At 63.4% G+C, this 24,949-nt stretch carries 26 protein-coding genes; 17 read left to right on the top strand and 9 right to left on the bottom strand.

Annotation, left to right across the window (positions count from 1 at the left end; translation table 11 throughout):
- The first annotated feature begins 161 nt into the window (after positions 1 to 161).
- The 5 genes from BVH06_RS14625 (at position 162) to BVH06_RS14605 (ending at position 3,328) form a co-directional block, all read left to right on the top strand.
- Positions 162 to 1,088 (top strand): ABC transporter ATP-binding protein, encoded by a 927-nt coding sequence (locus tag BVH06_RS14625; RefSeq protein WP_075934533.1) that lies wholly within the window; start codon positions 162 to 164, stop codon positions 1,086 to 1,088.
- On the top strand, positions 1,085 to 1,846 hold the full coding sequence (locus BVH06_RS14620) for an ABC transporter permease (RefSeq protein ID WP_075932710.1): 762 nt from the start codon (positions 1,085 to 1,087) through the stop codon (positions 1,844 to 1,846). The genes BVH06_RS14625 and BVH06_RS14620 overlap by 4 nt, the downstream gene beginning before the upstream one ends.
- A gap of 141 nt (positions 1,847 to 1,987) precedes the next feature.
- A complete protein-coding gene (locus BVH06_RS14615) occupies positions 1,988 to 2,590 on the top strand; it encodes a CoA pyrophosphatase (RefSeq protein ID WP_075934695.1) in 603 nt (200 codons plus the stop codon).
- A gap of 22 nt (positions 2,591 to 2,612) precedes the next feature.
- Positions 2,613 to 3,137 (top strand): gamma carbonic anhydrase family protein, encoded by a 525-nt coding sequence (locus tag BVH06_RS14610; RefSeq protein ID WP_075934532.1) that lies wholly within the window; start codon positions 2,613 to 2,615, stop codon positions 3,135 to 3,137.
- Positions 3,137 to 3,328 (top strand): DUF1289 domain-containing protein, encoded by a 192-nt coding sequence (locus BVH06_RS14605; protein ID WP_075934531.1) that lies wholly within the window; start codon positions 3,137 to 3,139, stop codon positions 3,326 to 3,328. The genes BVH06_RS14610 and BVH06_RS14605 overlap by 1 nt, the downstream gene beginning before the upstream one ends.
- Positions 3,329 to 3,610: 282 nt before the next feature.
- On the opposite strand, the gene BVH06_RS14600 is transcribed toward BVH06_RS14605, so the two are convergent.
- Positions 3,611 to 4,282, bottom strand: coding sequence for a COG3650 family protein (locus BVH06_RS14600; protein ID WP_075934530.1), 672 nt, complete (start codon positions 4,280 to 4,282; stop codon positions 3,611 to 3,613).
- Positions 4,283 to 4,348: 66 nt separating this feature from the next.
- On the opposite strand from BVH06_RS14600, the gene BVH06_RS14595 reads away from it, so the two are divergent.
- Positions 4,349 to 4,744: a DUF488 domain-containing protein gene (locus BVH06_RS14595; protein WP_075934529.1), complete on the top strand. Its 396-nt coding sequence runs from the start codon at positions 4,349 to 4,351 to the stop codon at positions 4,742 to 4,744.
- Between the two features lie 254 nt (positions 4,745 to 4,998).
- Here the strand turns inward: BVH06_RS14595 and BVH06_RS14590 are convergent, their stop codons facing one another.
- The 3 genes from BVH06_RS14590 to BVH06_RS14580 form a co-directional block, all read right to left on the bottom strand.
- Positions 4,999 to 5,313 carry an NIPSNAP family protein gene (locus tag BVH06_RS14590; RefSeq protein WP_075934528.1) on the bottom strand — a complete coding sequence of 105 codons (315 nt, stop codon included), beginning with the start codon at positions 5,311 to 5,313 and terminating at the stop codon, positions 4,999 to 5,001.
- Between the two features lie 79 nt (positions 5,314 to 5,392).
- The gene (locus BVH06_RS14585) at positions 5,393 to 5,692 is read right to left on the bottom strand and encodes a putative quinol monooxygenase (protein ID WP_075934527.1); all 300 of its coding nucleotides are present in this window, start codon (positions 5,690 to 5,692) and stop codon (positions 5,393 to 5,395) included.
- Between the two features lie 72 nt (positions 5,693 to 5,764).
- Positions 5,765 to 6,640, bottom strand: a complete 876-nt coding sequence (locus BVH06_RS14580; protein ID WP_177345396.1) for a LysR family transcriptional regulator — start codon at positions 6,638 to 6,640, stop codon at positions 5,765 to 5,767.
- A gap of 85 nt (positions 6,641 to 6,725) precedes the next feature.
- Here BVH06_RS14580 and BVH06_RS14575 point away from each other — a divergent pair, with 85 nt between their 5' ends.
- The 4 genes from BVH06_RS14575 to guaA all read left to right on the top strand — a co-directional run bounded on the left by BVH06_RS14575 (position 6,726) and on the right by guaA (position 11,168).
- Positions 6,726 to 7,187, top strand: a complete 462-nt coding sequence (locus tag BVH06_RS14575) for a multidrug/biocide efflux PACE transporter (RefSeq protein WP_075934693.1) — start codon at positions 6,726 to 6,728, stop codon at positions 7,185 to 7,187.
- A 95-nt stretch (positions 7,188 to 7,282) separates the two neighbouring features.
- Positions 7,283 to 7,819 (top strand): sugar ABC transporter ATPase, encoded by a 537-nt coding sequence (locus tag BVH06_RS14570; protein ID WP_075934526.1) that lies wholly within the window; start codon positions 7,283 to 7,285, stop codon positions 7,817 to 7,819.
- 225 nt (positions 7,820 to 8,044) lie between these two features.
- Positions 8,045 to 9,514, top strand: a complete 1,470-nt coding sequence (gene guaB, locus BVH06_RS14565; RefSeq protein ID WP_075934525.1) for an IMP dehydrogenase — start codon at positions 8,045 to 8,047, stop codon at positions 9,512 to 9,514.
- Positions 9,515 to 9,590: 76 nt separating this feature from the next.
- Positions 9,591 to 11,168: a glutamine-hydrolyzing GMP synthase gene (gene guaA / locus BVH06_RS14560; protein WP_075934524.1), complete on the top strand. Its 1,578-nt coding sequence runs from the start codon at positions 9,591 to 9,593 to the stop codon at positions 11,166 to 11,168.
- Positions 11,169 to 11,320: 152 nt separating this feature from the next.
- On the opposite strand, the gene BVH06_RS14555 is transcribed toward guaA, so the two are convergent.
- Together BVH06_RS14555 and BVH06_RS14550 are read right to left on the bottom strand one after the other, a co-directional pair.
- Positions 11,321 to 13,267: a bifunctional diguanylate cyclase/phosphodiesterase gene (locus BVH06_RS14555; RefSeq protein ID WP_075934523.1), complete on the bottom strand. Its 1,947-nt coding sequence runs from the start codon at positions 13,265 to 13,267 to the stop codon at positions 11,321 to 11,323.
- A gap of 299 nt (positions 13,268 to 13,566) precedes the next feature.
- Entirely contained in the window at positions 13,567 to 14,178 is a 612-nt protein-coding gene (locus BVH06_RS14550) for a TetR/AcrR family transcriptional regulator (RefSeq protein ID WP_256575178.1), read from the bottom strand.
- 108 nt (positions 14,179 to 14,286) lie between these two features.
- Between BVH06_RS14550 and BVH06_RS14545 the strand changes: the two genes are divergently transcribed.
- The 6 genes from BVH06_RS14545 (at position 14,287) to BVH06_RS14520 (ending at position 20,619) form a co-directional block, all read left to right on the top strand.
- Positions 14,287 to 15,300 (top strand): saccharopine dehydrogenase, encoded by a 1,014-nt coding sequence (locus BVH06_RS14545; protein WP_075934522.1) that lies wholly within the window; start codon positions 14,287 to 14,289, stop codon positions 15,298 to 15,300.
- 154 nt (positions 15,301 to 15,454) lie between these two features.
- Positions 15,455 to 16,474, top strand: a complete 1,020-nt coding sequence (locus tag BVH06_RS14540) for an extracellular solute-binding protein (RefSeq protein ID WP_075934521.1) — start codon at positions 15,455 to 15,457, stop codon at positions 16,472 to 16,474.
- A gap of 2 nt (positions 16,475 to 16,476) precedes the next feature.
- Positions 16,477 to 18,051 (top strand): iron ABC transporter permease, encoded by a 1,575-nt coding sequence (locus BVH06_RS14535; RefSeq protein ID WP_075934520.1) that lies wholly within the window; start codon positions 16,477 to 16,479, stop codon positions 18,049 to 18,051.
- Positions 18,052 to 18,185: 134 nt separating this feature from the next.
- Positions 18,186 to 19,562 (top strand): multicopper oxidase family protein, encoded by a 1,377-nt coding sequence (locus tag BVH06_RS14530; protein WP_075934519.1) that lies wholly within the window; start codon positions 18,186 to 18,188, stop codon positions 19,560 to 19,562.
- Positions 19,563 to 19,577: 15 nt separating this feature from the next.
- Positions 19,578 to 20,054 carry a tRNA adenosine(34) deaminase TadA gene (gene tadA / locus BVH06_RS14525; RefSeq protein ID WP_075934518.1) on the top strand — a complete coding sequence of 159 codons (477 nt, stop codon included), beginning with the start codon at positions 19,578 to 19,580 and terminating at the stop codon, positions 20,052 to 20,054.
- Between the two features lie 106 nt (positions 20,055 to 20,160).
- Complete coding sequence (locus tag BVH06_RS14520) at positions 20,161 to 20,619, top strand: hypothetical protein (RefSeq protein WP_075934691.1); 459 nt, start codon at positions 20,161 to 20,163, stop codon at positions 20,617 to 20,619.
- Between the two features lie 8 nt (positions 20,620 to 20,627).
- Here the strand turns inward: BVH06_RS14520 and BVH06_RS14515 are convergent, their stop codons facing one another.
- Positions 20,628 to 21,131: a lipocalin-like domain-containing protein gene (locus BVH06_RS14515; protein ID WP_075934517.1), complete on the bottom strand. Its 504-nt coding sequence runs from the start codon at positions 21,129 to 21,131 to the stop codon at positions 20,628 to 20,630.
- A 1-nt stretch (position 21,132) separates the two neighbouring features.
- A complete protein-coding gene (locus BVH06_RS14510; RefSeq protein WP_075934516.1) occupies positions 21,133 to 21,966 on the bottom strand; it encodes an SDR family oxidoreductase in 834 nt (277 codons plus the stop codon).
- 100 nt (positions 21,967 to 22,066) lie between these two features.
- On the opposite strand from BVH06_RS14510, the gene BVH06_RS14505 reads away from it, so the two are divergent.
- The gene (locus BVH06_RS14505; protein ID WP_075934515.1) at positions 22,067 to 22,957 is read left to right on the top strand and encodes a LysR family transcriptional regulator; all 891 of its coding nucleotides are present in this window, start codon (positions 22,067 to 22,069) and stop codon (positions 22,955 to 22,957) included.
- A 264-nt stretch (positions 22,958 to 23,221) separates the two neighbouring features.
- On the opposite strand, the gene mltF is transcribed toward BVH06_RS14505, so the two are convergent.
- Positions 23,222 to 24,685, bottom strand: a complete 1,464-nt coding sequence (mltF, locus tag BVH06_RS14500; RefSeq protein ID WP_075934690.1) for a membrane-bound lytic murein transglycosylase MltF — start codon at positions 24,683 to 24,685, stop codon at positions 23,222 to 23,224.
- Positions 24,686 to 24,949 lie beyond the last annotated feature (264 nt).

The following is a 24,949-nucleotide window of genomic DNA, read 5'->3' as shown; positions in this document are numbered from 1 at the left end:
TTCACGCAATCGCAGCATGCTCGCCAGGGCGAGCGACCGGCATCTATTGCGTGCAGGCGGCAGCCGATCTTGCACCGGCACAGGCAGTGTCGTCAGGCGGCTCAGCGCGCAGGGCAACATTTCTTTACAATGGCCCGCTGTTTTCAGGATCGAGGCGTACCGTGCAACCGGTCATTTCCATTCAGCAGTTGAACAAGACCTACGCGTCGGGCCACCCGGCGCTCAAATCCATCGACCTGGATATCCGCAAGGGCGAGATCTTCGCGCTGCTCGGCCCCAATGGCGCTGGCAAGACCACACTGATCAGCATCATCTGCGGCATCGTCAATCCGGGCAGCGGTTCGGTCACGGTCGCCGGCCACGACATCCTGCGCGACTACCGTGCGGCCCGCTCGAAGATCGGCCTGGTGCCCCAGGAGCTGTTCAACGAAGGTTTCGAGAGCGTGTGGGCGGCCGTGCGCTTCAGCCGCGGGCTGTTCGGCAAGTCGCCGGATAACGCCTACCTTGAGCAACTGCTGCGTGATCTGTCGCTGTGGGATAAGAAGGATGCGCGCATCTTCGAACTCTCCGGCGGCATGAAGCGCCGGGTGATGATCGCCAAGGCGCTGTCCCACGAGCCGGATATCCTGTTTCTCGACGAACCGACTGCGGGCGTGGACGTCGAGCTGCGCCGCAACATGTGGGAAATGGTGCGCAAACTGCGCGAGCGCGGTGTGACCATCATCCTCACCACCCATTACATCGAGGAGGCCGAGGAGATGGCCGACCGCATCGGCGTGATCCGCAAGGGCGAGATCATCCTGGTGCAGGACAAGGACACCCTGATGCGCCAGCTCGGCCAGAAGCAACTGACCCTGCACCTGCAGCAGCCGCTCGTCGAGCTGCCGCCCGCGCTGCAGCGCGACGACCTGCAACTGCATGATGACGGTCATGAACTGGTCTACAGCTTCGACGGTCAGCAGGACGACACCGGCATTGCCGAGCTGCTGCAAGCCTTGGCCCAGCACGGCATCGCCTTCAAGGACCTGCAGTCGAGTGAGCGCTCGCTGGAAGATATTTTCGTCAGTCTAGTGAAGGAGCAGGCATGAATTTCTACGCGATCCGCGCCATCTACCTGTTCGAGTTGGCGCGCACCTGGCGCACCCTGCTGCAGAGCATCGCCACCCCGGTGATCACCACCTCGCTGTACTTCGTGGTGTTCGGCTCGGCCATCGGTTCGAGCATGACCCAGGTGCACGGCGTCAGCTACGGCGCCTTCATCATTCCTGGCCTGATCATGCTGGCGCTGCTGACCGAGAGCATTTCCAACGCCTCGTTCGGCATCTACATGCCCAAGTATTCGGGGACCATCTACGAAGTGCTGTCGGCGCCGATTTCCTACCTGGAGATTCTCGTCGGTTACGTCGGCGCGGCGGCCACCAAGTCCATCGTGCTCGGTTTGATCATCCTCGCCACGGCGCGGCTTTTCGTCGATTTCGAGATTCTGCATCCGCTGTGGATGCTGGCCTTCCTGGTGCTCACGGCGCTGACCTTCAGCCTGTTCGGCTTCATCATCGGCGTGTGGGCCGATGGCTGGGAAAAGCTGCAGATCGTCCCGGCGCTGATCGTCACGCCGTTGACCTTTCTCGGCGGCAGCTTCTACTCGATCAGCATGCTGCCGCCGGTATGGCAGACGGTGACCCTGTTCAACCCGGTGGTGTACCTGATCAGCGCGTTTCGCTGGAGCTTCTACGGCGTGTCGGACGTCAACGTGATGGTCAGCCTGGGCATGATCCTGGGCTTTCTGCTGGCCTGCATTCTGACCGTAGGGTGGATTTTCAAAACTGGCTATCGCCTGAAAAGTTGAAAAAGCTGCTGCGCGTCGGCCCTGCTGCGTTAAAAACAGGCTCGCATGATCCTAGCTCGCGAGCTTTTCGTCAGTGTTGAAGGGTGGGTTCCGAGCTTTTTTCATGCCATTATCCGGCGCAGAAGAATGCCGAGAATGCCCATGCTGGACGAGTTACTCCAACGCGTTCGTAGTTACAGCCCACGTTTCATGGAAACCCAGGAGGGCTTTCCCGAAGCGGCGGTGCTGGTACCCATCACCCGCAGCGACGAGCCCGAAGTGGTGCTCACGCTGCGCGCCAGCGGCCTGTCCACCCACGGTGGCGAAGTCGCGTTTCCCGGTGGCCGGCGTGATCCGGAAGACCGTGATCTGATCGAAACCGCCCTGCGTGAAGCCGAGGAGGAAATCGGCCTGCCACCCGGGCTGGTGGAGATCGTCGGGCCGCTGGGTACCCTGGTTTCCAGGCACGGTATCCAGGTCACGCCCTACGTCGGCGTGGTACCGGATTTCGTCGACTACCAGGCCAACGATGGCGAGATCGCCGCGGTATTCTCGGTGCCGCTGGTGTTCTTTCGTGACGACCCTCGCGAAGTCACCCATCGCATCGATTACCTCGGGCAAAGCTGGTACGTGCCGAGCTATCGCTATGGTGAATACAAGATCTGGGGGCTGACGGCGATCATGCTGGTTGAGCTGGTCAACCTGGTTTACGACGCTGACATCGACATGCGCCGCCCCCCCGAGCACTACATTCACCTCAAGTGAACCTGCCTGCGAGACTCCCGTCATGAAATACTGCCTGGGCAACGCCCGCGTCGAACAGCATCCACAAAGCTGGATCGCCCCCAACGCCACGGTGATCGGCAACGTGCGCCTGGACGAGGGCGCCAGCGTGTGGTTCGGCGCCGTGCTGCGTGGCGACAACGAACTCATTCATATCGGCCAGAACAGCAACGTGCAGGACGGCGCGGTGATGCACACCGACCCCGGCTCGCCACTCACCCTGGGTACCGGCGTGACCGTTGGCCACAACGCCATGTTGCATGGCTGCACGGTAGGCGATTACAGCCTGATCGGCATCAACGCCGTGGTGCTCAACGGTGCGCGTATCGGCAAGCACTGCATCATCGGCGCCAACGCGCTGATCGCCGAGGGCAAGGAAATTCCCGATGGCTCGCTGGTGGTGGGCTCGCCGGGCAAGGTGGTGCGTGAGCTCACCGAACCGCAGAAGAAGATGCTCGAAGCCGGCGCCGCCCACTACGTGCACAACGCCAAGCGCTACGCCGCCGAACTGGCCGAGCAGGACGACTGATGCAAACCCTCGAACGCCCGGTCGCCTCGCCCTGCGTACATGTCTGTGCGCTGGATGAAGAAGACATCTGCATCGGTTGCCAGCGCAACGTCGACGAGATCACCCGCTGGAGCCGCATGGAAAACGCCGAGCGCCGTCAGGTACTGCAGCTTTGCCACGAGCGGGCCCGCGACAAGGGCATTTTGCTTTAAGGATCTGTTCACGGTCTTTTTAAGCGACATCCATAGGCTGCTACAAGGCAGAAGCAGACATTCAAACCAACCTGTGGGAGCCCCGACCTCGGGGCGAAACGATTGCAGCCTGACTGCCTATTTCGGCGGTGCCTGAGCGATTCGCCGCGAGGTCGCGGCACACAATGGATCGGATAACGGCCGCTCCCGCCACTTTGCATTCCAAAGAGATGATTTCAAGCCAGAAAACACGGGTAGGCATCTAACAGGATGCGCTGCCTTTGGCGCATCCCTGCTCATTGTTCAGTCGTTGCGTGCGCCGCCAAACGCGGCGCAGCCGCGCATCAGCTTGCCATTGAGGCGCAGTTGGGCGCTCATGTGCTGCACCGCGCCGCTCATGCTGTCCACGCAGCGTTGTGGCGCGAGCCACAGCTCCACGCGCTCGCCGTTGGCTTCGCTGGTCAGGTTGATGCGACCCTCGGGCAGTTGCTCTTCCATGTAAGGCAGCGCTACGGGCTCGTGATCCGGGCCGCTGAGCACCATGCCCTGATTACTGACCGTCACGCTCCAGAACGGCTCCTGGCCGGCGGCGCGTACCAGGGTGCGTTTGAAGTTGGGGTCGTCGCAGCCGTGCCCCTCGGGTTGCAGCCGGTACACGCGGCCGACCTGCATCGCGCCGTCGGCGCCGCTGATCTGGGTCGAGCCCATGACCCCGCGCAGATCGGCGAACAGTACCGAGTGGCCATCGCTCAGCAGTTCGCTGGCATCCTGGGTGATGGTGGTGGTGCCTTCGGCAATCGCGAAGCGGCGCGGATCCTCGCAGGGCTTGAGCCACAGCTGGCCGTTTTCGCGAGTCAGCTCGCCCTGCAGGCGCGTCTGGGCTTTTTCCGTATCCGCAGGTTTGCTCTTGTACACCTGGCAACTGGCGAACAGCGGCAGCAGGGTGAACACTAGGAGTTTACGGCTGATGTGCATGGGGCTCTCCGTCTGGCGAGCGGCCACGTTACCGAGGCCGTGGGGCAATCTCAAGGAGGCCCGGCAATGATTTGCTGCAAGCGGGTTTATGAGCCAACCGAAGATGCTGACGGCTACCGGGTGCTGGTCGATCGGCTGTGGCCGCGGGGGTTGAGCAAGGATCGACTGCAGCATGATGCGTGGCTGCGCGAGCTGGCGCCATCGACCGAGTTGCGCCGTGCGTTCGGCCACCGGGCCAACGCGTTCGAAGCCTTCAGCCAGGGCTATCGCCGCGAACTGGCGGCCCACCCCGAACACTGGCAGGGCCTGCTGGCGCGTGCCGGTGCAGGCAGAGTGACGTTGCTCTACGCCGCCCGCGACAGGGAACGCAACAACGCTCGCGCGCTGCAGGCGTTTCTCGAGGATGAACTGGATCGGCGGGGCGCGAGCAGCTCACCGGTATGCTACGCCGGCGAGCTGTAGGGCTTGGAAACTGTTGGCGATCAGTCGCCGTAATTTCACGTGTGGTGACTGTAACGTGGCGGAAGCAGCCGTTATCCGAACCGTTGTGGGAGCCGCGACCTCGCGGCGAATCGCTCAGGCACCGCCGAAATAGGCAGTCAGGCTGCAATCGTTTCGCCCCGAGGTCGGGGCTCCCACAGGCTGGTTTGAGTGTCTGCTTCTGCCTTATTGCAGCCGACCCCCGGAATACGAAACCCCAGGTTCGTGAGACGGCTTCAACGAGCTTCGACGCCAACCGGGCGCAGAAAGCTGCGCTCGTAGCTGAGGATGCAGCGGTTCTGCTGGGCGTAGGCGAAGGCGGCCAGGCATTCCTCATCCTGCATGGAACGCTCGCGATAGTCCTCGTAGGCCGCCAGGCTGGGGAAACTGAACAGCGCCAAGGCCACGTTGTTGGCGCCCTCGGAGGGCAGGAAATAGCCGTGGTGCTGGCCGCCGAATTTCTCCACCAGAGGAATCCACAATTTGGCGTAGTGCTCGAATTCAGCCAGTTGGTAAGGGTCGATGATGTAGCGCAGGTAACAGGTGATCATGGCCTTCTCCTTGACGGGCCGAGCAGCATAACAAGTCTCAATCAGCCTTTCGATCGGCGCTCATTGGCTGATCAATTCCTCAAGCGATTACTCCTGTAAAGGTGTCCATCAGCAAGAATGTCCCGGGTTGTTTGCGGTAGCTGTCGATTTTCGGTACCAGCGTAGTGAAGTGTTCGGTCGCGCAGTGCACGTCCAGTGCAGCTCTGTCTGGCCAGGTTTCGATGAAGATGAAATGCCCGCGATCTTTTTGATCGACATGCAAATCGTACGACAGGCAAAGTGCTTCTTCGCGCGTCTTGCGCACCAATTCCGCATAAAGCGGCAGTACATGTTCTATGTACTCATCCTTGATGAAATCCTGAGCAATGACTGTGAGCATGGCGATGATCTCTTGGCTGGGGGCGTAAAAGTAACTCGTGCAGAAGGTCGGGCAGGCAGGCGGATGGTGGGTTCAAGCGCTAAGCAGGCGCTCCAACAGCCACGAAGCTGCCGGGCCCAGCGGTCGCGCGCGGGACCAGACCACATCGACGGGCACCTGCTTCGGCCAGCCGTTGACCTTCAGTTCATGCAGCCCGTCGCCGCCGTGGTTCTGCACCAGTTGGCGGGGCAGGGCGGCCCAGCCGAAGCCCAGGGCCGCCATTTCCAGGAGCAGCAGGTAGTCCGGCGCGGACCAGCAGCGGCCACCGCTGCCAGGCAGGTCGTCCAGCTCACCGTGATGGGCCGCCACGCTGCTCAGGCGCAATACGCGCCAGTGCACCAGATCTTGGAGGGCGGCGCGCGGCAACTGGCTGAGCGGGTGACCCTTGGCGACGAACAGGCCGAAGTCAGCGGCGTCTGCCAGGCTGGCATGGGCGAATTCGGGTGGGTAGGCGGCCTGGGCGGCGAGTAGACCCAAGTGCGCGCGGCCCTGGCCGACCAGATCGAGTACGTCGGCGTGCTCGGCGAAAAAACACTCGAATTCCAGGTCCGGATAGCGCTCGTCGAGTTCCGCCAGGCGCGCCCGGTACTGGCTGGCCTGGTAGGCATCGGAGAGCACCAGTGTCAGTTTGGGCTCCAGGCCCGAGGCCAGTTGGCTGGCCTGGCGCAGCAGGCGATCGGAGGCGGCCAGCACGTCTTCGACGTGGCTCAGCAGGCTGGCGCCGGCATCGGTAAGGGTCAGCTGGCGGGCGCCGCGCTCGAACAGGGTGACGTCCAGCTCGATCTCCAGGCGCGAAATCGCCTCGCTGATCGTCGACTGGCTTTTGCCCAGGCGCCTGGCGGCAGCGCTGAACGAGCCGGTAGCGGCCGCTTGCGCGAAAGCGTGAAGTGATTCGGGAGAAGGATTCATATCGGTTAGGCCGATGGCAGTTAACTTTGAGCTGGCAGTTTTGCCGATGAGAATAGCGCCATCGATCTTATCTAGCGAGTCTGAAATGAAGCCGTCCAACATTGCCCGGCGCTCCATGAAAGAGCGCGTATTGCATGCCACCCTGTTCGAACTGATCGCCGTAGTGGTGTGCGCACCGCTGCTGGCCTGGGTCATGGGAAAGTCGTTGGCACATATGGGCGCGCTGACCCTGATGTTCTCGGCCATCGCGATGCTCTGGAACATGGTCTTCAACATCCTTTTCGATGCCGCGCAGCGGCGCATGGGCTTCGAGCGTGGGCTGTGGGCACGGATCAGCCACGCGCTGCTGTTCGAGGCTGGCCTGATCCTGGTGCTTGTGCCGCTGGCGGCATGGTGGCTGTCGATCAGCCTGGTCGCCGCGTTCTTCCTGGACATCGGCCTGATCCTGTTCTTCCTGCCGTACACCCTGGGCTACAACCTGGCCTACGACAAGCTGCGCGAGCGCTATTTCAGCCGGCGCCAGGCGCGCCCGCTGGCATGCCACTGATGGGCAAGCGCGCATAGCCGTCAGTCCCGGCCGGCTTGTGGCCGGCTGGCGGCTGCCTCTAAGCTGCGCGGTTTTCAGGCACTCGAAGAGTCGGCATGGCCACGCAAAGCATCATCGTTCCGCGCATCTCCAGCTTTCCCGGTCACGAGCGCAAGGCCCAGCAGATCCTGCGCTGGCTGGCCAAGCGCGACGTCGTCGCCGCGCTGCCGACCACCTGCGGGCGCAGCGGCATGGCCTACGCCATCGCGCCGGGAGCCAGCCGGGTAGTGGAGAAGGCCGAGCGGTTGCCATTCGATCAGCCGGCCAACGGGCTGGAGGTCATCTACCGGCGTTGCATCTATACGCCCATCGAGGATTTTCTCGAGGAAGCCGGTTGCCCGGAATGCCGGCAGGAAATCGGCGAAGCATTGTTCGAGAGCCTGGACGAATGGATGCCTGGGGAGACCGACAACTTCACCTGTCCGCTATGTGGGCATGAAGACGACATCAACGGCTTCCTGTTTCTGCAGCCCTGCGGGTTTTCCAACCTGGGCTTCATCTTCAATGGCTGGGCGCAGGCGCGGTTCACCGCCGCTTTTCTCGAAGAGTTCGCCGAGCGGCTGGGCTATCCGGTGACGGTGGTGGAGGCTTGAGCGAGGCGTCGAGCGCTCATCGAGTCTGATGCGTTCGAGCAAAAAGGGGAGCTCTTCCTTGAGCCTGAGATAGTTCAGGCTGCACGAATGCGCTTCGGTTCCCCGTTCGCCGAGAATCATTTCGGTTAAACGCCGAACGGTCATTCCCCATTCTTTACATTGAGTGACAGCAGCTGACTCGGTATAATGGCGCGCTTCCAATTTTCCCGCCTGGGAGCCCCCGCCATGCTGCGTATCAGTCAAGAAGCCCTTACCTTCGACGACGTTCTTCTCATTCCCGGTTTCTCCGACGTTCTGCCGAAGGACGTAAGCCTCAAGACTCGCCTTACCCGCGGCATCGAGCTGAATATCCCGCTGCTTTCCGCAGCCATGGATACCGTCACCGAAGCCCGCCTGGCCATCGCCATGGCGCAGGAAGGTGGCATTGGCATCATCCACAAGAACATGACCATCGAGCAGCAGGCCGCTGAAGTGCGCAAGGTCAAGAAGTTCGAGTCCGGTGTGGTCAAGGACCCGATCACCATCGAGGCCGACGCCACCGTACGCGACCTGTTCGAGCTGACCCGCCAGAACAACATATCTGGCGTGCCGGTGCTGAGCAACGGCGACCTGGTCGGTATCGTCACCTCCCGCGACGTGCGCTTCGAGACCCGCATGGACGCCCTGGTGCGCGATGTGATGACGCCCAAGGAGCGCCTCGTCACCGTCAAGGAAGGCGCCGCCAAGGAAGCCGTTCGCGAAGTGCTGCACAAGCACCGCATCGAGAAAGTGCTGATCGTCGATGACGCCTTCGCGCTCAAGGGCATGATGACCGTCAAGGACATCGAAAAAGCCAAGGCCTACCCGCTGGCCAGCAAGGACGACCAGGGTCGTCTGCGCGTCGGCGCCGCGGTCGGCACTGGCGCCGATACTGGTGACCGCGTTGCCGCACTGGCCAATGCCGGCGTCGACGTGATCATCGTCGACACCGCCCACGGTCACTCCAAGGGCGTGATCGAGCGCGTGCGCTGGGTCAAGCAGAACTTCCCGGACATCCAGGTGATCGGCGGCAACATCGCCACCGGCGCTGCTGCACTGGCACTGGCCGAAGCCGGCGCTGACGCAGTCAAGGTCGGCATCGGCCCGGGCTCGATCTGCACCACCCGTATCGTCGCTGGCGTCGGCGTGCCGCAGATCTCCGCCGTGGCCAACGTCGCCGCTGCGCTGGAAGGCACCGGCATCCCGCTGATCGCCGACGGCGGCATCCGCTTCTCCGGTGACCTGTCCAAGGCCATCGTCGCTGGCGCTTCCGCCGTGATGATCGGCTCCATGCTGGCCGGTACCGAAGAAGCCCCGGGCGAGATCGAACTGTTCCAGGGCCGTTCCTACAAGGCCTACCGCGGCATGGGTTCGCTGGGCGCCATGTCCCAGGCCCAGGGTTCCTCGGATCGCTACTTCCAGGATTCCGCCGCCGGTGCCGAGAAGCTGGTACCCGAAGGCATCGAAGGCCGTGTGGCCTACAAAGGTGCCATGGGCTCCATCGTCCATCAGCTGATGGGCGGCCTGCGTGCCTCCATGGGTTACACCGGTTGCGCGACCATCGACGAGATGCGCACCAAGCCTGAGTTCGTGCGTATCACCGGTGCCGGCATGGCCGAATCACACGTCCACGACGTGCAGATTACTAAAGAGGCCCCGAACTACCGGGTAGGTTGATTCCCGGCATCACCTTTCAACGGGGCTGTATCGACAGCCCCGCGTTGTTTCTGCTTCCACTGACGAGAACAGAGTCATGGCCCTCGACATTCACGCTCACCGTATCCTGATCCTCGACTTCGGTTCCCAGTACACCCAGCTGATTGCCCGCCGCGTGCGCGAGATCGGTGTGTTCTGCGAATTGCATCCCTGGGACATGTCCGACGAGGACATCCGTGCCTTTGCTCCGCGCGGCATCATTCTCGCCGGCGGCCCCGAGTCGGTTCACGAAGCCAACAGCCCGCGCGCGCGCCAGGCCGTGTTCGATCTCGGCGTACCGCTGCTGGGCATCTGCTACGGCATGCAGACCATGGCCGAACAACTGGGCGGCAAGGTCGAAGGTTCCGACCTGCGCGAATTCGGCTACGCCCGCGTCGACGTGGTCGGCAAGAGCAAGCTGCTCGACGGCATCGAAGACCATGTCGACGCCGACGGCGTGCTGGGCCTGGACGTGTGGATGAGCCACGGCGACAAGGTCACCCAGCTGCCGGGCCAGTTCAACGTGCTGGCCAGCACCCCGAGCTGCCCGATCGCCGGCATGTTCGACGACGCCCGCGGTTACTACGGCGTGCAGTTCCACCCGGAAGTGACCCACACCAAGCAGGGCGGTCGCATTCTCACCCGTTTCGTACAGGACATCTGCGGCTGCGAAGCGCTGTGGACGCCGTCCAACATCGTCGAAGACGCTATCGCCCAGGTGCGTGAGCAGGTCGGCGACGCCAATGTGCTGCTGGGCCTGTCCGGCGGTGTCGACAGTTCGGTGGTCGCCGCGCTGCTGCACCGCGCCATCGGCGACCAGCTGACCTGTGTGTTCGTCGACAACGGCCTGCTGCGTCTGCACGAGGGCGACCAGGTGATGGCCATGTTCAAGGAGAACATGGGCGTCAAGGTGATCCGCGCCGACGCTGAAAAGCAGTTCCTCGACAACCTGGCCGGCGAAGCCGACCCGGAGAAGAAGCGCAAGATCATCGGCCGCACCTTCATCGACGTGTTCGATGCCGAGGCCAGCAAGCTTCCGAACATCAAGTTCCTCGCCCAGGGCACCATCTACCCGGACGTGATCGAGTCGGCTGGCGCCAAGAGTGGCAAGGCCCACGTGATCAAGTCGCACCACAATGTCGGCGGCCTGCCGGAGGAAATGAACCTCAAGCTGGTCGAGCCACTGCGTGAACTGTTCAAGGACGAAGTGCGCAAGATCGGCCTGGAACTGGGCCTGCCGTACGACATGGTCTACCGCCACCCATTCCCGGGACCGGGCCTGGGCGTGCGTATCCTCGGTGAAGTGAAGAAGGAATACGCCGATATCCTGCGCCGCGCCGACCACATCTTCATCGAAGAACTGCGCAAGGCTGACTGGTACCACAAGACCAGCCAGGCTTTCGTGGTGTTCCAGCCGGTACGCTCGGTGGGCGTGGTCGGTGATGGCCGTCGCTACGCCTGGGTCGTCGCCCTGCGCGCCGTGGAAACCGTGGACTTCATGACCGCTCGCTGGGCGCACCTGCCCTACGAGCTGCTGGAAACCGTCAGCGGCCGGATCATCAACGAAATCGACGGCATCTCCCGCGTCACCTACGATGTGTCGAGCAAGCCGCCAGCGACCATCGAGTGGGAATGATCCCGCATCCGGCGTAAGCCGGTAGTCGGTCGTTATGAAAACCAAAAGCCCGCGTAATTGCGGGCTTTTGGCGTTTTGAGGGTGGCATATTCAATTCGCGTAAGCGGCTTTTGGGGCATGAAATACGCGTCGCGCATTGGCCTATCGCCAGATCAAACCGCCTGCGCCTTCTTCAACCGCTCGCCTTCGAGCCAGGCGCCGATCTCGCTGGCAGGCATGGGTTTGGCGAACAGGTAGCCTTGGGCCCAGGCGCAGCCTAGGTTTTTCAGGGCGGCGAGTTCTTCGGCGGTTTCCACGCCTTCGACGATGCATTCCAGTTGCATGTCCTGGCACAGGGCGACCAGCGATTTGACGATCTTGAAGCTGGCCGGGTCGACGTCGATGTGGGTGACGAAGGTGCGGTCCACCTTCAGCTTGGTCAGCGACAGCGCGTGGATCTGGCTCAGGCTGGAGTAGCCGGTGCCGAAGTCGTCGAGGGAAATGCCGCAGCCCAGCTCGCGAAACCGGCGGATCGCCTGTTGCGTTTGCGGCAGGTCCTGGATGGCGGCGGTTTCGGTGATTTCCAGGTCGATACGGGCTGGGTCGAACGGGCTGCGCTTGATCAGTTCGACGATCTGCTGGGCGGCGTCTTCCGAGCCGCAGTCGTGGGCTGACAGGTTGAATGACAGGCGCATCCCTGCAGGCCAGCTCGTGGCTGCTTCCAGCGCCTTGCCAAGCAGCGGCACGGTGAGGCGATTGACCATGCCGACGCGTTCGGCAATCGGGATGAATTCGCTGGGCGGCACATTACCCAACTCCGGGCTTTGCCAGCGCGCCAGTGCCTCGAACGCGACGGTTCGTTCTCCGTGAAGATCCACGATGGGCTGGAACACCACGTGAAACTCGTCGTTCAGATTGGCCCGGCGCAGGGTCTGTTCGGTCAGCCCTTCGCGGTTGAGCTGCTGGCGATGGGCGGCGCTGAACAGGCACACCGTGCCGGGGCGGTGGCGTTTGCTCTGGTAGAGGGCATAGTCGGCGTATTCATAAACCTCGGTGGCGCTGGCTGCCTGATCGGGGAAGGTGGCGATGCCCAGTGAGGCGCTGATCTGAATGGGGATGTCGACGAGCAGGAACGGCTCGCGCATGCTGGCGCAGACTTTTTCGCCAAAGGTGCGCAACTGGTCGTCGCTCATGGGCTGGGTGATGATCAGGGCGAATTCGTCGCCGCCCAGCCGGGCCAGATGCATGTCATCGTCGAGCAGCCCGGTCAGGCGCTGGCCAACCTGATAGAGCAGTCTGTCACCTACGCTGTGGCCATACAGATCGTTGACCGGCTTGAAGCCATCCAGGTCGATCAGCCCCACGGCCAGGCGGTTCTCCTGCTCGTGGGCGCGGGCCAACAGCGTATCGAGGCGGGAAAAGAACTGCCGCCGGTTGGCCAGCCCGGTGAGGCTGTCCTGATTGGCCAGGTGAAGATTTTCCTCGCTGAGTTTCGCCGTCTGCGCCTGCATGTTCACCAGCCGGGTGAAGTCAGCGTACTGCACCTTGAGGATGACCAGCATGGCGATGGATACCAGCAGCACGTCGATCGCCGTGGCAACGAAGGTGATGATATTGGTCGACGCGAAGAACACCACGAACGCGCTGTTGACCACTGCCGTAGTGGCCAGGGCGGCTGGCAGCAGGTGCATCATGCAGAAAATGCAGCCGATGACGGTGATCGCCATATAAAAAGCGACATGCGCCTGGGTATAGCCGTCGCCATAGGGAAACAGCGCCAGCGACCAGGCGGTGAACGCTACGGCTACGAACGGCGCGAGCATGTTGGTACGCTTCAGCGCCGTCAGCATTTGCGCCGGGCTGCGCGTCTGCTTGCGCGTGCGGATCCATTCCACCGTACGAATCACGCCGAACAACGTCATGATCGCCGGGCAATACACCACTAGCCAGCGCGGCGCGACCGCAAAGTGAGTGCCAGCCAGCATCAACGTGTTGACCAGCAGGATGAAATACATCATCGGCAACTGGCGAGCCAGGGCGCTGTATTGCGCCTTGACCAGGCCGGGATTGTCCTTGGGTACGGACATCAACGCTCTTGCGGCGAGCAGTGTTTTCTTCATCAGGCGACGCTCTGAAAATACAACCAGCTAAGTAACCGAACGGATTGTCCTTTCCAGCTTCGACGGAGCAGGACTGAACGCTGCTTCCATGGGATCGTATCGGCCGATCCTCGGGTTTCTGCAATCTTACGACTAGTGGCACTTTGATTTCGTTCCAGCGGTCGGTCGCAATGATGCAAGCGAGTCAGGCATTGGCCCGCAGGGTGGAGTATCAGAGGCGGTGCCTGGTGCGGCTATCACCGTGGCTCGCTGAGCGGCGGTTCCACTATCGGTGGTGCCAGATAGCAGTGAGACGTTGTTCAGCCAACACTCTGCAGAGAGCCGCGAATCAGCGACGTGAAGCTGTTGATCGCCTCGGCAGCGGTGAACCTGCCGCGCACCAGCGCGCCGGCCAGAGCTTCGCCTGCGCCGACCAGCCCTGTGCAGCGGCGCTCCAGTTCCACCGCCGGCAGACCGGCATGGGGCGTGAGCACGCTGACGAACATTTGCACACAGTTGTCCAGCAGCTCCTGAAAGACCGCCGCCTTCTCGTCACTGCCTGCCAGTGCGGCGCCTACCGCGTAGAACTCATCGGTGTTGTTGGCTGCGCACTCGATATAGGCGTTGGCGAGCAGTTGCGTCGTGTCCTCCAGGCTGCGGTTACTACCGGCCATGAGTTCGCGGAAGGCGTTGACCCGCTCGATGTCGATCCAGCGGTAGAGTTCGATCAGCAAGGCCGAGCGGGTGGCGAAATGGTCGTAGACCACCGGCTTGGACACGCCGGCACATTTGGCCAGGTGGCCGAGCGTCAGGCGGTCGGCGCCTTCACGGCGTATCACTTGCCGCGCGGTTTCCAGCAACTGGCTGCGGCGCTCGGCTTTGGCCAGGCGGCGAGTGACGGGGGGGCTGGCAGAATGCTCGCGTTCTGGCACGTTGTCGGGTTCCGGAATGTAAACCTACCAATGGTAGGTTAAAAGGGTTAGGCTCGTTGCAGGTTCCTACTAAAGGTAGGTTAAGCCAGCAACTGGAGAGCGTACAGTATGTCTGTTGATCCTGTTCTGTTGATGGGTGGCTCTGGAGCCATCGGTAACCACACGGCGGCGGCACTGCGTGCCGCGTATCCCGACATTGCCTTGTTGATCGGCGGTCGCGATCTGGCCAAGGCCCAGCACGCCGCCCAGCGCATCGGTAATGCCCAGGCGGTGGTTATCGACCCTGCAGCCGATGACCTCGGCCTCGGCGGTCAGCCGGTCAGTGCGGTGGTGGTGTTCTACATGGACCACGCCCTGGCCGGTTTGCGTTTTGCCCAGAAACGCGGCGTGCCGCACCTGAGCATCTCGTCCGGGGTGTTCGAGATCGCGCCGGAAATCGCCACCTACATGCATGCTCCCGACGCCGCGCCCATCGTGCTTGGCTATGAGTGGTTGGTGGGCGCCACGACGACGTCGACCCTGCATATTGCAGAAGCGTACGGACGGGTCGATGAGATCCGCCTCAATGCCCTGGTCGACGAGCAGGATACCGGCGGGCCAACCGTCGCCAGCGACTTTGAGCACCTGAACCGCATGTTGCCCGCAGCGCTGACGCGCCGTGATGGCGTTTATGGGTGGCGCGAAGGCGACGAAGCGAAAGCCCGCTTTCGCGCCGTGGACGGCACGCCGATCGACGCTGCGGGGTTTTCGTCCATCGATGTCGTCGGCCTCGCCGCGGCAACCGGCGCTGCCAACGTGCAGTTCAACATGGCCATCGACGTCAGTTCCACCCGTCGCCAGGGCGGGGCGATGTCGACGGAAATCCTCATCGAGCTGGCTGGTATTGATCCGCAAGGCCAGCCGCTGCGCACCCGGCATGCCGTCGTGCACCCCAAAGGCGCGGCATTGCTGACGGCCCTTTGCGTGACGATGGTGGTCGAGCGGTTGCTGGGGCTGGATGGCGGGGAGCCAACGCAGCCCGGCCTGTACTTCCCTTACCAGTTGCTGGACCGCCCGCGCTTTCTGCAGCGCTTGCGGCAGGAGGGCGGCGAGTTGCGTGAGCTGCAGCCGACCGGCGATTAGTCAAAAAACGCCAGCGCAGGGCGCCAACGGTGCACGCCGTTCGCGCCTCTGCGTTTTCATCACGGCGAATGCTTCAGGTGGATTTTCCTGAGAATCAAACGCAGTTGGCCCGTATAATCCCCTGGTAACTATTTGTTTCGAGGGGAAGAGGCTTATGTCGGTACATCGAGTAACCGGATTGGCGCGCGTGATCGGCGCCAGCGTTCTGTCCTGCGGTCTGCTGCTGAGCGGCCTGGCCCATGCCGAGGATCCGGTCACCCTGACGCTGTACAACGGCCAGCACGAGGCCACCGGCAAGGCCGTGGCGGCTGCCTTCGAGAAAAAGACCGGCATCAAGGTGCTGATCCGCAAGGGCGGCGGTGGCCAGTTGGCCAACCAGATCGCCGAGGAAGGCGAGCGCTCGCCGGCCGACATCGTCTACACCGAAGAGGCGCCGCCGCTGATCAAGCTCGGCAGCCAGGGCCTGCTGGCCAAGGTCGATGACAGCACCCTCAAGCAGATCGACGCCAAGTTCTCCGATGACAACGGCAACTGGATCGGCATCACCTCGCGCGTGCGCGTGCTGGCCTACAACCCGGATCTGGTCACTGAGGCCGAGCTGCCCAAGAGCGTGCTGGAAGTGGCTGACCCTGAGTGGGCCGGCAAGATCGCCTTCGTGCCGAGCAGTGGCGAGTTCCTCGGCCAGACCGCCGCGGTCATCCGCCTTAACGGCCGCGAAGCCGCCGAAGAGTGGCTGACCGGCCTCAAAGCCTTCGGCTCCACCTACACCAACAACGTGATCGCCATGAAGGCCGTGGAGAACGGTGAGGTCGGCGCAGCGCTGGTCAACAGCTACTACTGGACGGCGCTGAAGAAAGAGAAGGGCGAGCTGAAATCCAAGCTGCATTACTTCGCCGATGGCGATGCCGGTGGCCTGTCGAGCGTTTCCGGGGCTGCCGTGGTCAAGGCCAGCAAGCACCCAAAGGAGGCGCAACAGTTCCTCGCCTTCATGATCAGCGAGGAAGGCCAGAAGGCCGTGCTCACCCAGTCCGCCGAATACCCGGTCAACCCCAAGGTGCCGGCCGACCCGCTGCTCAAGCCCTATGACCAGCTCAAGCCGCCGGCCATCACCGCCGCGCAGATCGGCTTGGCCGAGGATGCCCTGGAGCTGCAACGCGAAGTGGGTATGAACTGATCATGCAGCCCCAGGCGGTCAACCCGGAACTGCCGCTGCCGGCGCCGACCATCAGCAGCCGGCGTCGCAAGGCGCCGCCGATCTGGCTGCAGTTGCCGGTGCTGGCGCTGTTGCTGGTCGCGGCGCTGCCGCTGTTCTTCGTGTTGGTACGCGCCGCGCAGGTTGGCCCGCACGAAGCCTTTGCGCTGCTATGGCGGCCGTTCGTGTTCGGCCTGTTGGCCAACACCCTGAAGCTGATGGTGCTGGTGACCCTCGGCTGCGCGGTGATCGGCCTGGCACTGGCCTGGCTGGTGGAGCGCAGCGACCTGCGCTGTCGCCGGCACTGGAACGTATTGCTGTGCCTGCCGTTCGCCATACCCTCGTTTGTCAGCGGCTTTACCTGGGTGTCGATCAGCCCGCTGTTCGAGGGCCTGGGCGGCACCGTGCTGGTGATGATCCTGTCCAAATATCCGCTGATCTACCTGCCGGTGGTGGCGGTGCTGCGCAACCTGGACCCGGCCATGGAAGAGTCGGCGCGCATGCTCGGCTGCAGCCGCCGCGAGGTGTTCTGGCGCGTCACCCTGCCGTTGTTGCGCCCGGTGCTGATGGCCACCAGCCTGTTGGTGGCGGTGCACATGCTGGTGGAGTTCGGCGCGCCGTCGATCATGCGCTACCAGACCTTCACCACCGCCATCTATCAACAGTTCGAGCTGGAGTTCAGCGGCAGCAACGCGGCCATGCTGTCGGCCTTGCTGCTGGGGCTGTGCATGCTGCTGCTGTGGGGTGAGTTCCGCCTGCGTGGGCGCGGCTACGCGCGCACCGGCCAGGGTGTGGCGCGCAGTGCCGCCCGGGTGCGACTGGGGCGCTGGGGCATCCTGGCGCAGGCGCTGCTGCTGGTGCTGGTGGTCGTTGGCTGCGGCGTGCCGCTGGTGATGCTGGGTTTCTGGATCGTAGAAGGCAGCTCGGTCAGCTTCCCGGTCGCGGAGATCGTCGCAACGCTGTGGTCGTCGCTGCGCTATTCCTTCGGTGGCGCCTTGCTCAGCTGCCTGCTGGCGTTGCCAGTGTGCCTGGTGGTGGTGCGTTACTACGGGCGTATGGCCACCCTGGCGGATCGCCTGCCGTATCTGCTGCACGCCTTGCCGGGTTTGGTGATCGCCCTGTCGCTGGTGTTCTTCGCCCTTGGCTACGTGCCGGCGCTGTACCAGACCAGTATCCTGCTGCTGGTGGCCTATGCGTTGCTGTTCATGCCCATGGCCCAGGGGCCAATCCGGGTCGCCCTGGAAAAGGCTTCGCCGCAGCTGGAAGAGGCGGCGCGCACCCTGGGGCACACGCCGCTCGCGACCTTTCTGCGGGTGACCCTGCCGATCATCTCGCCGGCCATTGGCGCCGGCTTCGTGCTGGTGTTTCTCGACTGCATGAAAGAGCTGACCGCGACGCTGATTCTCGGCCCCACCGGCCTGGAAACCTTGGCCACCAAGGTCTGGTCGCACACCGGCAACCTGGAGTACGCCGGTGCCGCGCCCTATGCAGCGTTGATCGTGCTGGTGTCGGGTTTGCCGGTGTATTTGCTGACGACGCGGGCTTATCGGCGGGCTTAGGCGGCAGCGGGCCGGCGCAGACCTTAACGCTCCGGCCCGCAAGGTGTATCGTGCGCAGCTCTCCAGCGCCCGCAGAGGCGCAATCGTTCAGACCTGATTAGTGTCACCGCAGTCCCGCTTCAGGAGCAGGTTTCATGAGTTTCACCCGTAGACAGGTGTTGGGCGGTCTGGTCGGCCTCGGCGTGGTTGGTCTCGGCGCTGGCGGCGCGCGCTATTGGCTGGGTCGCCCGTTCGATCGCAAGACCCACGACTACGAGCTGATCGCGGTGCCCCACGACATCGAACTGGTGCCCGGCCATGTCACCCCGGCGTGGACGTTCGGTGGCCAGGCGCCCGGCGTGGAGCTGCGCTGCCGCCAAGGCGACGAGCTGCGTGTGCGCTTCATCAATCACCTGCCCGAGCCCACCACCATCCACTGGCACGGCATCCGCCTGCCGCTGGAAATGGACGGCGTGCCCTATGTGTCCCAGGCGCCGGTATTGCCGGGGGAATTCTTCGATTACCGCTTCGTCACTCCGGACGCCGGCAGCTACTGGTACCACCCCCATGAGTCCAGCGCCAAACAGCTGGGTCGTGGGCTGGTCGGCCCGCTGATCATCGAGGAGCGCGAGCCCACCGGTTTCCGCCACGAGCGCACACTTTGCCTGAAGAGCTGGCACGTGGACGAAGCGGGCGCTTTCACTGAATTCAGCGTGCCCCGCGAGGCGGCGCGGGAGGGCACCCGTGGGCGGCTGTCGACCATCAACGGCGTGTCGCTGCCGACCCTGGAACTGCCCGCCGGCCAGGTGGTGCGCCTGCGCCTGATCAACGTCGACAGCACCATCACCTATCGCCTCAATCTCCCGGGCGGCGAGGCGCGCATCTACGCTCTGGACGGCAACCCGATCAAGCCGCGCCCGCTGGGCAAGGATTACTGGCTGGGGCCGGGCATGCGCATCGACCTGGCGCTCAAGGTGCCGGCGGCGGGCAGCGAAGAATTGTCGCTGCGCAACGGGCCGTTGCGCCTGGCGACCATCAAATCGGTGGCCAGCAACGAGCCTGCCGCCGAATGGCCGCCGGCATTGCCGCCGAACCCGGTAGCCGAGCCGGACCTGGCGAAGGCCGAAACCCTGCGCTTCAATTTCGAATGGGCCGCGGCACTGGCATCGCCCGTCGACGAGGCCGCCGGCCGCTACAAGTACTGGCAGATCAACGGTCAGGCCTGGGACATCAACGACAAGACCTGCGCCGACCGGCCCATCGCCAGCCTCAAGAAGGATGGCCATTACATCTTCGTGCTGCGCAACATGGCCCAGTACCAGCACCCGATTCACCTGCATGGGTTGATCTTCAAGGTGCTGGATTCCAACCGCCGCAAGATCGAACCGTACTACACCGACACCTTCCTGCTCGGCAAGAACGAGACTGCGCGCATCGCCTTCGTGGCCGATAATCCTGGCGTGTGGATGTTCCACTGTCACGTCATCGACCATATGGAAACCGGCCTGATGGCCGCCATCGAGATCGCCTGATTTGAGTGCCATGAGTTGAGAGCCCCCTTGATCATCGACCGCAGCCACGACGAGCGCTTCATGCGCGAAGCCCTCGGGCTGGCGGCCGAAGGCGCTGCCCGCGGCGAAGTGCCGGTCGGCGCCGTGCTGGTGCAGGACGGCGAAGTGATCGGCCGCGGCTTCAACTGCCCGATCTCCACCTCGGATCCCAGCGCCCACGCCGAGATGGTCGCCATCCGCGCCGCCGCCCAGGCCTTCGCCAACTACCGCCTACCGGGCAGCACCCTGTACGTGACCCTGGAGCCCTGCGCCATGTGCGCGGGGCTCATCGTCCACTCGCGCATACAACGCGTGGTATTCGGCGCCAGCGAACCCCGCGCGGGCATGGCGGTAAGCCGCGGCCAGTTCTTCGACCAGGCTTTCCTCAACCACCGTGTGCGGGTCGAGGGCGGGGTGCTGGCCCAGGAGTGTGGTGAGGTGCTGAAGGCGTTTTTCAAGGCACGGCGGGGGTAGCACGTGTTCAGGTTGCATCGCTCTTGGCGATGCAGCAGGCATATCAGGATTCGTATCGCAGGCTGACCAACTAAGGCAGGGAGTCATGCAATTGATCAAAGCAGGGATGTTTGCAGCAGCGGCACTACTGGGCGCATCCGCCCAGGCGGCGGAGCGGCAGGTTTATCTGGTGGCCACCGCGCATTTGGACGGCTCCAATCTGGCCCAGAGCATCTTTCTCCACGAGCCGGAAATCACCGAGTTGCAGGGTTGCCTGGATGCCGTGCGCAAGGGCCAGCGCGAGCGCGATTGGCAGCAGTATCACCACATCTTCCAGCGTGACAAGTTCAAGGGCTTCACCGGCCATATGCGCTACCGCTGCGTTTACAGTGACCTGCAGATCAGCGGCTGGTACGACAAGGTGCGCTATAACCAACCCTATCTGATCAGCATCGACGATGACGCGGTGCTGAGCCTCAGCCGCGCAGCGAGCCAGGCGCAGTGCTCCGCTCAATTACGCGCCTTGCCAGCCAACAAGAAGGCGCAGAGCTTCTGCGCCATGGGCAATCAGACCGTCACCCGCTGAGTCGTTTCTCAGCGAGCGCGCTGGAAAACCAGCCTGACCTTGGCACCGCCAGGGCGCTGGAAGCTTTCGATCATGCGCTCGCCTTCTACCTCCATACGCAGTTCCTGGGTGGTGCGCACGTCGCCGGTCCAGTTCGGGAAGGAGGAGCCTTCCACGGTGTTGCCGCTGAAGTCGCCTTGGGCATCGACGGTGTAGCGCCCGTACAGCGCCAGGCTGCCGGCCATCACGGCGCGGTTCTCCGCGTCGGTGCCGCCGCCCCGTTGGTTGGATTGAAAGCGCTGTATGCGCGGGTCGTGCAAAAACTCCACGAAGTACAGGTCCGGCGTGAATACCAGTCGGCCTTTCGGCTCGGGCCCGTAGGGATGGCTGATCACACCGTCGCTTTCGACCATGGCGGCGATCAGGTTCCAGGTGCCGGCAACCTTGTTGGGTTTCTGCTCGGCGTGGCTGCTCACGGCAGCCAGCAGCAATGCCGCCGCGGCAGCCAGGTGGATCAACGAAAGCGGATGCATATCAGCGCTCCTGGCTGTCGGCCGAGAAGGCCACATCACGCTGCGCTTCGAGTGAGTCGAGGCGCTGAGCGAGGGCGCTATGGATGTTTTCATAGGCGGTGCTGCCCAGCGCCAGGCGCAGGGGCGGGTTGGTCGCGTCGGCCGCCTGGATGATTGCCGCTACGGTGTTGACGGCGTCACCGCGGATTTCGAATTCGCCACTGGCGATCATCCCGTGCACCTGACCAGCCGGCGTGTTTCGATAAGCGCCGGCAGGTGGTGCCAGGTCGAGAGCGGCGGCGAAGTTGGTGCGGGTCGGGCCCGGCTCGGCGAGGATGAAGTCGATCCCGAAGGGCGCGACCTCCTGGGCCACGGCCTCGACGAAGCCTTCGATCCCCCATTTGCTGGCGTGGTAGAGGCTGAAGCCTGGATAGGCGATCTGCCCGCCCTCGGAAGACACCTGAACGATACGCCCGCCGCCCTGGGCACGCAGGTGGGCCAGGCTGCGGCGGATCAGCTGGATCGAGCCGGTCAGGTTGGTGGCCAGCACCCGCTCGATCTGCTCGTCGCTTACCTGCTCGGCAGGGCCGAACAGGCCATAACCGGCGTTGCTGACGATTACGTCGATGCGCCCGAAGCGCTCGAAGGCGTGATCGATCACGCGAGCGATCTGCGCCGTATCGGTGACGTCCAGAGCGAGCACCTGCAGCCGGTCGCCATGAGCGTTGGACAGGTCCTGCAGGGCTTGCTCACGCCGTGCGGTGGCAATCACCCGATCACCACGCTCCAGCAATTGGGCCGTCATGATCTTGCCGAGCCCGGACGATGCCCCTGTGATAAGCCAGGTCTTGTTCATGCTGTGCTCCTCGATCGTTGATTGAGGCATTCACTCTAACCAGATCACTTGTTGTGATAATCGGCTTTAATGCGAATGGGCTGGTGAATGGAAATGAACAATGAGCAGGCCGACACTAAGCGATCTCAGTGCCCTGATGGCGGTGGCGCAACATCGCAGTTTTAGAAAAGCCGCCGATGAGCTGGGGATTTCCCGCTCTGCACTCAGCCACGCGATCGCCGCGCTGGAGCGCCAGCTAGGTGTGCGCCTGCTGCACCGCACCACCCGCAGCGTGGCGCCGACCGAGGCCGGCGAGCACTTCCTGCAGCGCCTGGGGCCAGTGCTGCAGGGGTTGGATCAGGCCATCGATGCGTTGACCGACGAGGGCGGCCATCCCACCGGCACCCTGCGCATCAATGGCGGCGAAGAGGCCATGCGCGTGCTGCTCAAGCGCGTGGTGCCGACGTTTCTGGAGCGCTACCCGCAGGTCTCCCTGGATCTGGTCAGCGACGGTCACCTGGTAGACGTCGTGCGCGAGGGCTTCGATGCCGGCATACGGCTGGCGGAAGCGGTGCCCCAGGACATGATCGCCGTGGCCCTGAGCGAGGACTTTCGTTTTCTCGCCGTGGCATCGCCCGAGTATCTGGCCCGCGCTGGACGGCCCGTCATGCCGGAGGATCTGCGTGCCCATCGCTGCATCCGACAGCGCCTGCCCAGCGGCAAACTCTATCGCTGGGAGTTCGAGCAGCGTGGGCAGGAGGTCGCTGTGGACGTGCCGGGCAGCATGACCCTCAACCACACGCAGTTGATGATCGAGGCGGCGGTGGCCGGCATGGGCATCGCCTATGTGCCGGACATGGCAGCGCAGCGCTGGCTGGAGGAGGGCAGGCTGGTCGCGGTGCTGGAGGACTGGTCACCGCCTGTGGGGGGATTGCGGCTGTATTACCCGAGCCATCGTCACGTGTCGGCTGCACTGCGCGGGTTGATCGAGGTGATCAAGAGCGTTCGATAGTAGGTGGAAGCGCGGGCTCTTAGAGCCTGTTCATAACCTTCAAGCCCAGGTTCGGCGACTTTGGTGGCTAAGTGGTGGGAGCGGCCGTTATCCGATCCACTGTGGGAGCTGCGACCTCGCGGCGAATTAGTCAGGCACCGCCGAAGTCGGCAGTCAGGCTGCAATCGTTTCGCCCCGAGGTCGGGGCTCCCACAGGTTGGTTTGAGCGACCGCTTCTGCCTTGTAGTTGCCTATTCATGCGCATACAAGACTTTGAACAGGTTCTTAGAGCGGTGCTTTTTCCTGCTGCTCGGGGTGGTCCTTGGCGACGCCCGGGACGTGCAGGCCGCTTTCGGCGACCTGGCTGCCTTCCAGTTGCGGCTGGGTCACCCAGGTGAGGATGTCGTAGTAGCGACGGATGTTGCGCACGAAATGCACCGGCTCGCCGCCGCGGGCATAGCCGTAACGGGTCTTGCTGTACCACTGTTTCTGCGACAGGCGCGGCAGGATCTTCTGCACGTCGAGCCACTTGTCGGGGTCCAGGCCCTCGGCTTCGGTGAGCTTGCGCGCATCCTCCAGGTGGCCGCCACCAATGTTGTAGGAGGCGAGGGCGAACCAGGTGCGGTCCGGCTCCTGAATGCTGTCCGGCAGCTGTTCCTTGACGTGCACCAGGTACCTGGCGCCGCCCTGGATGCTTTGCTGCGGGTTGAGACGGTCGGACACGCCCATCGCCTGGGCGGTGCGCAGGGTCAGCATCATCAAGCCGCGCACGCCGGTCTTGGAGGTGGCACCCGGTTGCCAGAGCGACTCCTGATAACCCACGGCGGCGAGCATGCGCCAGTCCAGACCGTTTTCCTGGGCAGCCTTGCGAAAGTGCTTCTCATAACGTGGCAGGCGCTGCTGCAGATGCTGGGCAAAAGTGTAGGCGCCCACATAACCCAAAACGTCGACGTGGCCGTAGTAGCGCTCTTTGAGGCGCTGCAGGCTGCCGTTGTCCTGGGAGCGGCGCAGGAAGCCGTCGACCTGCTCGAGCAGGCTGTTGTCCTCGCCCGGAGCGACCGCCCAGACCAGATTGCGCGAGTCGCCCAAGTCGAAGCCGACACGCACGTTGGGGAAATACACCTGGTTCATGGCCAGTTCATTGGAGTCGACCAGGGTCAGGTCGATTTCGCCCTCGTCGACCATGCGCAGCAGGTCGACGACCTCGACATCGGCCGACTCCTCGTACTGCAGCTCCGGCTCTTCGATTTTCAGCGCAGCAAGCTGCTCGGCATGGCTGCTGCCCTTGAGCACCAGGATGCGTTTGCCGACCAGATCCGCGGGGCGGCTGGGGCGGCGCTGGCCGTTGCGGTAGACGATCTGCGGGGTCACTTCCAGGTAGGGCACGGAAAAGCGCGCGCTCTGCTGGCGGCCTTCGCTTTCCACCAGGCCGGCGGCGGCCAGCACCGGGCCACCCGGTTTGCCGAGGCGGCTGAAAAGGTCGTCGAGGTTGTCGGCGGTCTGGATTTCCAGTTTGACGTCCAGGTCATCGGCGAAGCGTTTGACCAGCTCGTATTCGAAACCGGTTTCGCCGTTACGATCCTGGAAATACGTGGCCGGGCTGTTGCGAGTAATCACGCGCAGCACGCCTTCCTCCTTGATCCGCTCCAGGCTGCTCGGAGGTTCCGCGCAGCCGCTGAGCATCAGGAGTAATCCGATCGCCGACAGCCAGCCGGCGTAGCGCTTGCCAATCAGGTTTGGAGAGGGCATCAGCACAGTATACGCCAACGCCGTGCCGTGCCATATCTGGACAGTGCTCGTGCGCTCTGCTAGCAGGCCGTTGAAAAACTACCTACGTTGCCATTGCCGCGTTAAAAACAGCCTCAAAATGCTCATGTACAGCTCGTACACTCCGCTTTTTCGGCTGTTTTTGCCTTCACTGGCTGCCTCGCCTACGTTTTTCAACGGCCTGCAGGGCGAAAGCGCCGCCTGCGGGCGCTTGTCCGCCGGCATGAGCGGGCGTGCCGCGCTCGT

This window comes from Pseudomonas sp. PA27(2017), assembly GCF_001945445.1.
GTDB lineage: Bacteria > Pseudomonadota > Gammaproteobacteria > Pseudomonadales > Pseudomonadaceae > Aquipseudomonas.
Note: the sequence above shows the minus strand (reverse complement) of the source record. Positions and strands in the feature narration are given on the sequence as shown.

Excerpts from the sequence above, each read along its gene's own strand:
- BVH06_RS14620 (WP_075932710.1), top strand. The coding sequence starts at position 1,085 with ATGAATTTCTACGCGATCCGCGCCATCTACCTGTTCGAGTTGGCGCGC.
- BVH06_RS14615 (WP_075934695.1), top strand. The coding sequence starts at position 1,988 with ATGCTGGACGAGTTACTCCAACGCGTTCGTAGTTACAGCCCACGTTTC.
- BVH06_RS14610 (WP_075934532.1), top strand. The coding sequence starts at position 2,613 with ATGAAATACTGCCTGGGCAACGCCCGCGTCGAACAGCATCCACAAAGC.
- BVH06_RS14605 (WP_075934531.1), top strand. The coding sequence starts at position 3,137 with ATGCAAACCCTCGAACGCCCGGTCGCCTCGCCCTGCGTACATGTCTGT.
- BVH06_RS14600 (WP_075934530.1), bottom strand. The coding sequence starts at position 4,282 with ATGCACATCAGCCGTAAACTCCTAGTGTTCACCCTGCTGCCGCTGTTC.
- BVH06_RS14595 (WP_075934529.1), top strand. The coding sequence starts at position 4,349 with ATGATTTGCTGCAAGCGGGTTTATGAGCCAACCGAAGATGCTGACGGC.
- BVH06_RS14590 (WP_075934528.1), bottom strand. The coding sequence starts at position 5,313 with ATGATCACCTGTTACCTGCGCTACATCATCGACCCTTACCAACTGGCT.
- BVH06_RS14585 (WP_075934527.1), bottom strand. The coding sequence starts at position 5,692 with ATGCTCACAGTCATTGCTCAGGATTTCATCAAGGATGAGTACATAGAA.
- BVH06_RS14580 (WP_177345396.1), bottom strand. The coding sequence starts at position 6,640 with ATGAATCCTTCTCCCGAATCACTTCACGCTTTCGCGCAAGCGGCCGCT.
- BVH06_RS14575 (WP_075934693.1), top strand. The coding sequence starts at position 6,726 with ATGAAGCCGTCCAACATTGCCCGGCGCTCCATGAAAGAGCGCGTATTG.
- BVH06_RS14570 (WP_075934526.1), top strand. The coding sequence starts at position 7,283 with ATGGCCACGCAAAGCATCATCGTTCCGCGCATCTCCAGCTTTCCCGGT.
- guaB (WP_075934525.1), top strand. The coding sequence starts at position 8,045 with ATGCTGCGTATCAGTCAAGAAGCCCTTACCTTCGACGACGTTCTTCTC.
- guaA (WP_075934524.1), top strand. The coding sequence starts at position 9,591 with ATGGCCCTCGACATTCACGCTCACCGTATCCTGATCCTCGACTTCGGT.
- BVH06_RS14555 (WP_075934523.1), bottom strand. The coding sequence starts at position 13,267 with ATGAAGAAAACACTGCTCGCCGCAAGAGCGTTGATGTCCGTACCCAAG.
- BVH06_RS14545 (WP_075934522.1), top strand. The coding sequence starts at position 14,287 with ATGTCTGTTGATCCTGTTCTGTTGATGGGTGGCTCTGGAGCCATCGGT.
- BVH06_RS14540 (WP_075934521.1), top strand. The coding sequence starts at position 15,455 with ATGTCGGTACATCGAGTAACCGGATTGGCGCGCGTGATCGGCGCCAGC.
- BVH06_RS14535 (WP_075934520.1), top strand. The coding sequence starts at position 16,477 with ATGCAGCCCCAGGCGGTCAACCCGGAACTGCCGCTGCCGGCGCCGACC.
- BVH06_RS14530 (WP_075934519.1), top strand. The coding sequence starts at position 18,186 with ATGAGTTTCACCCGTAGACAGGTGTTGGGCGGTCTGGTCGGCCTCGGC.
- BVH06_RS14520 (WP_075934691.1), top strand. The coding sequence starts at position 20,161 with ATGTTTGCAGCAGCGGCACTACTGGGCGCATCCGCCCAGGCGGCGGAG.
- BVH06_RS14515 (WP_075934517.1), bottom strand. The coding sequence starts at position 21,131 with ATGCATCCGCTTTCGTTGATCCACCTGGCTGCCGCGGCGGCATTGCTG.
- BVH06_RS14510 (WP_075934516.1), bottom strand. The coding sequence starts at position 21,966 with ATGAACAAGACCTGGCTTATCACAGGGGCATCGTCCGGGCTCGGCAAG.
- BVH06_RS14505 (WP_075934515.1), top strand. The coding sequence starts at position 22,067 with ATGAGCAGGCCGACACTAAGCGATCTCAGTGCCCTGATGGCGGTGGCG.
- mltF (WP_075934690.1), bottom strand. The coding sequence starts at position 24,685 with ATGCCCTCTCCAAACCTGATTGGCAAGCGCTACGCCGGCTGGCTGTCG.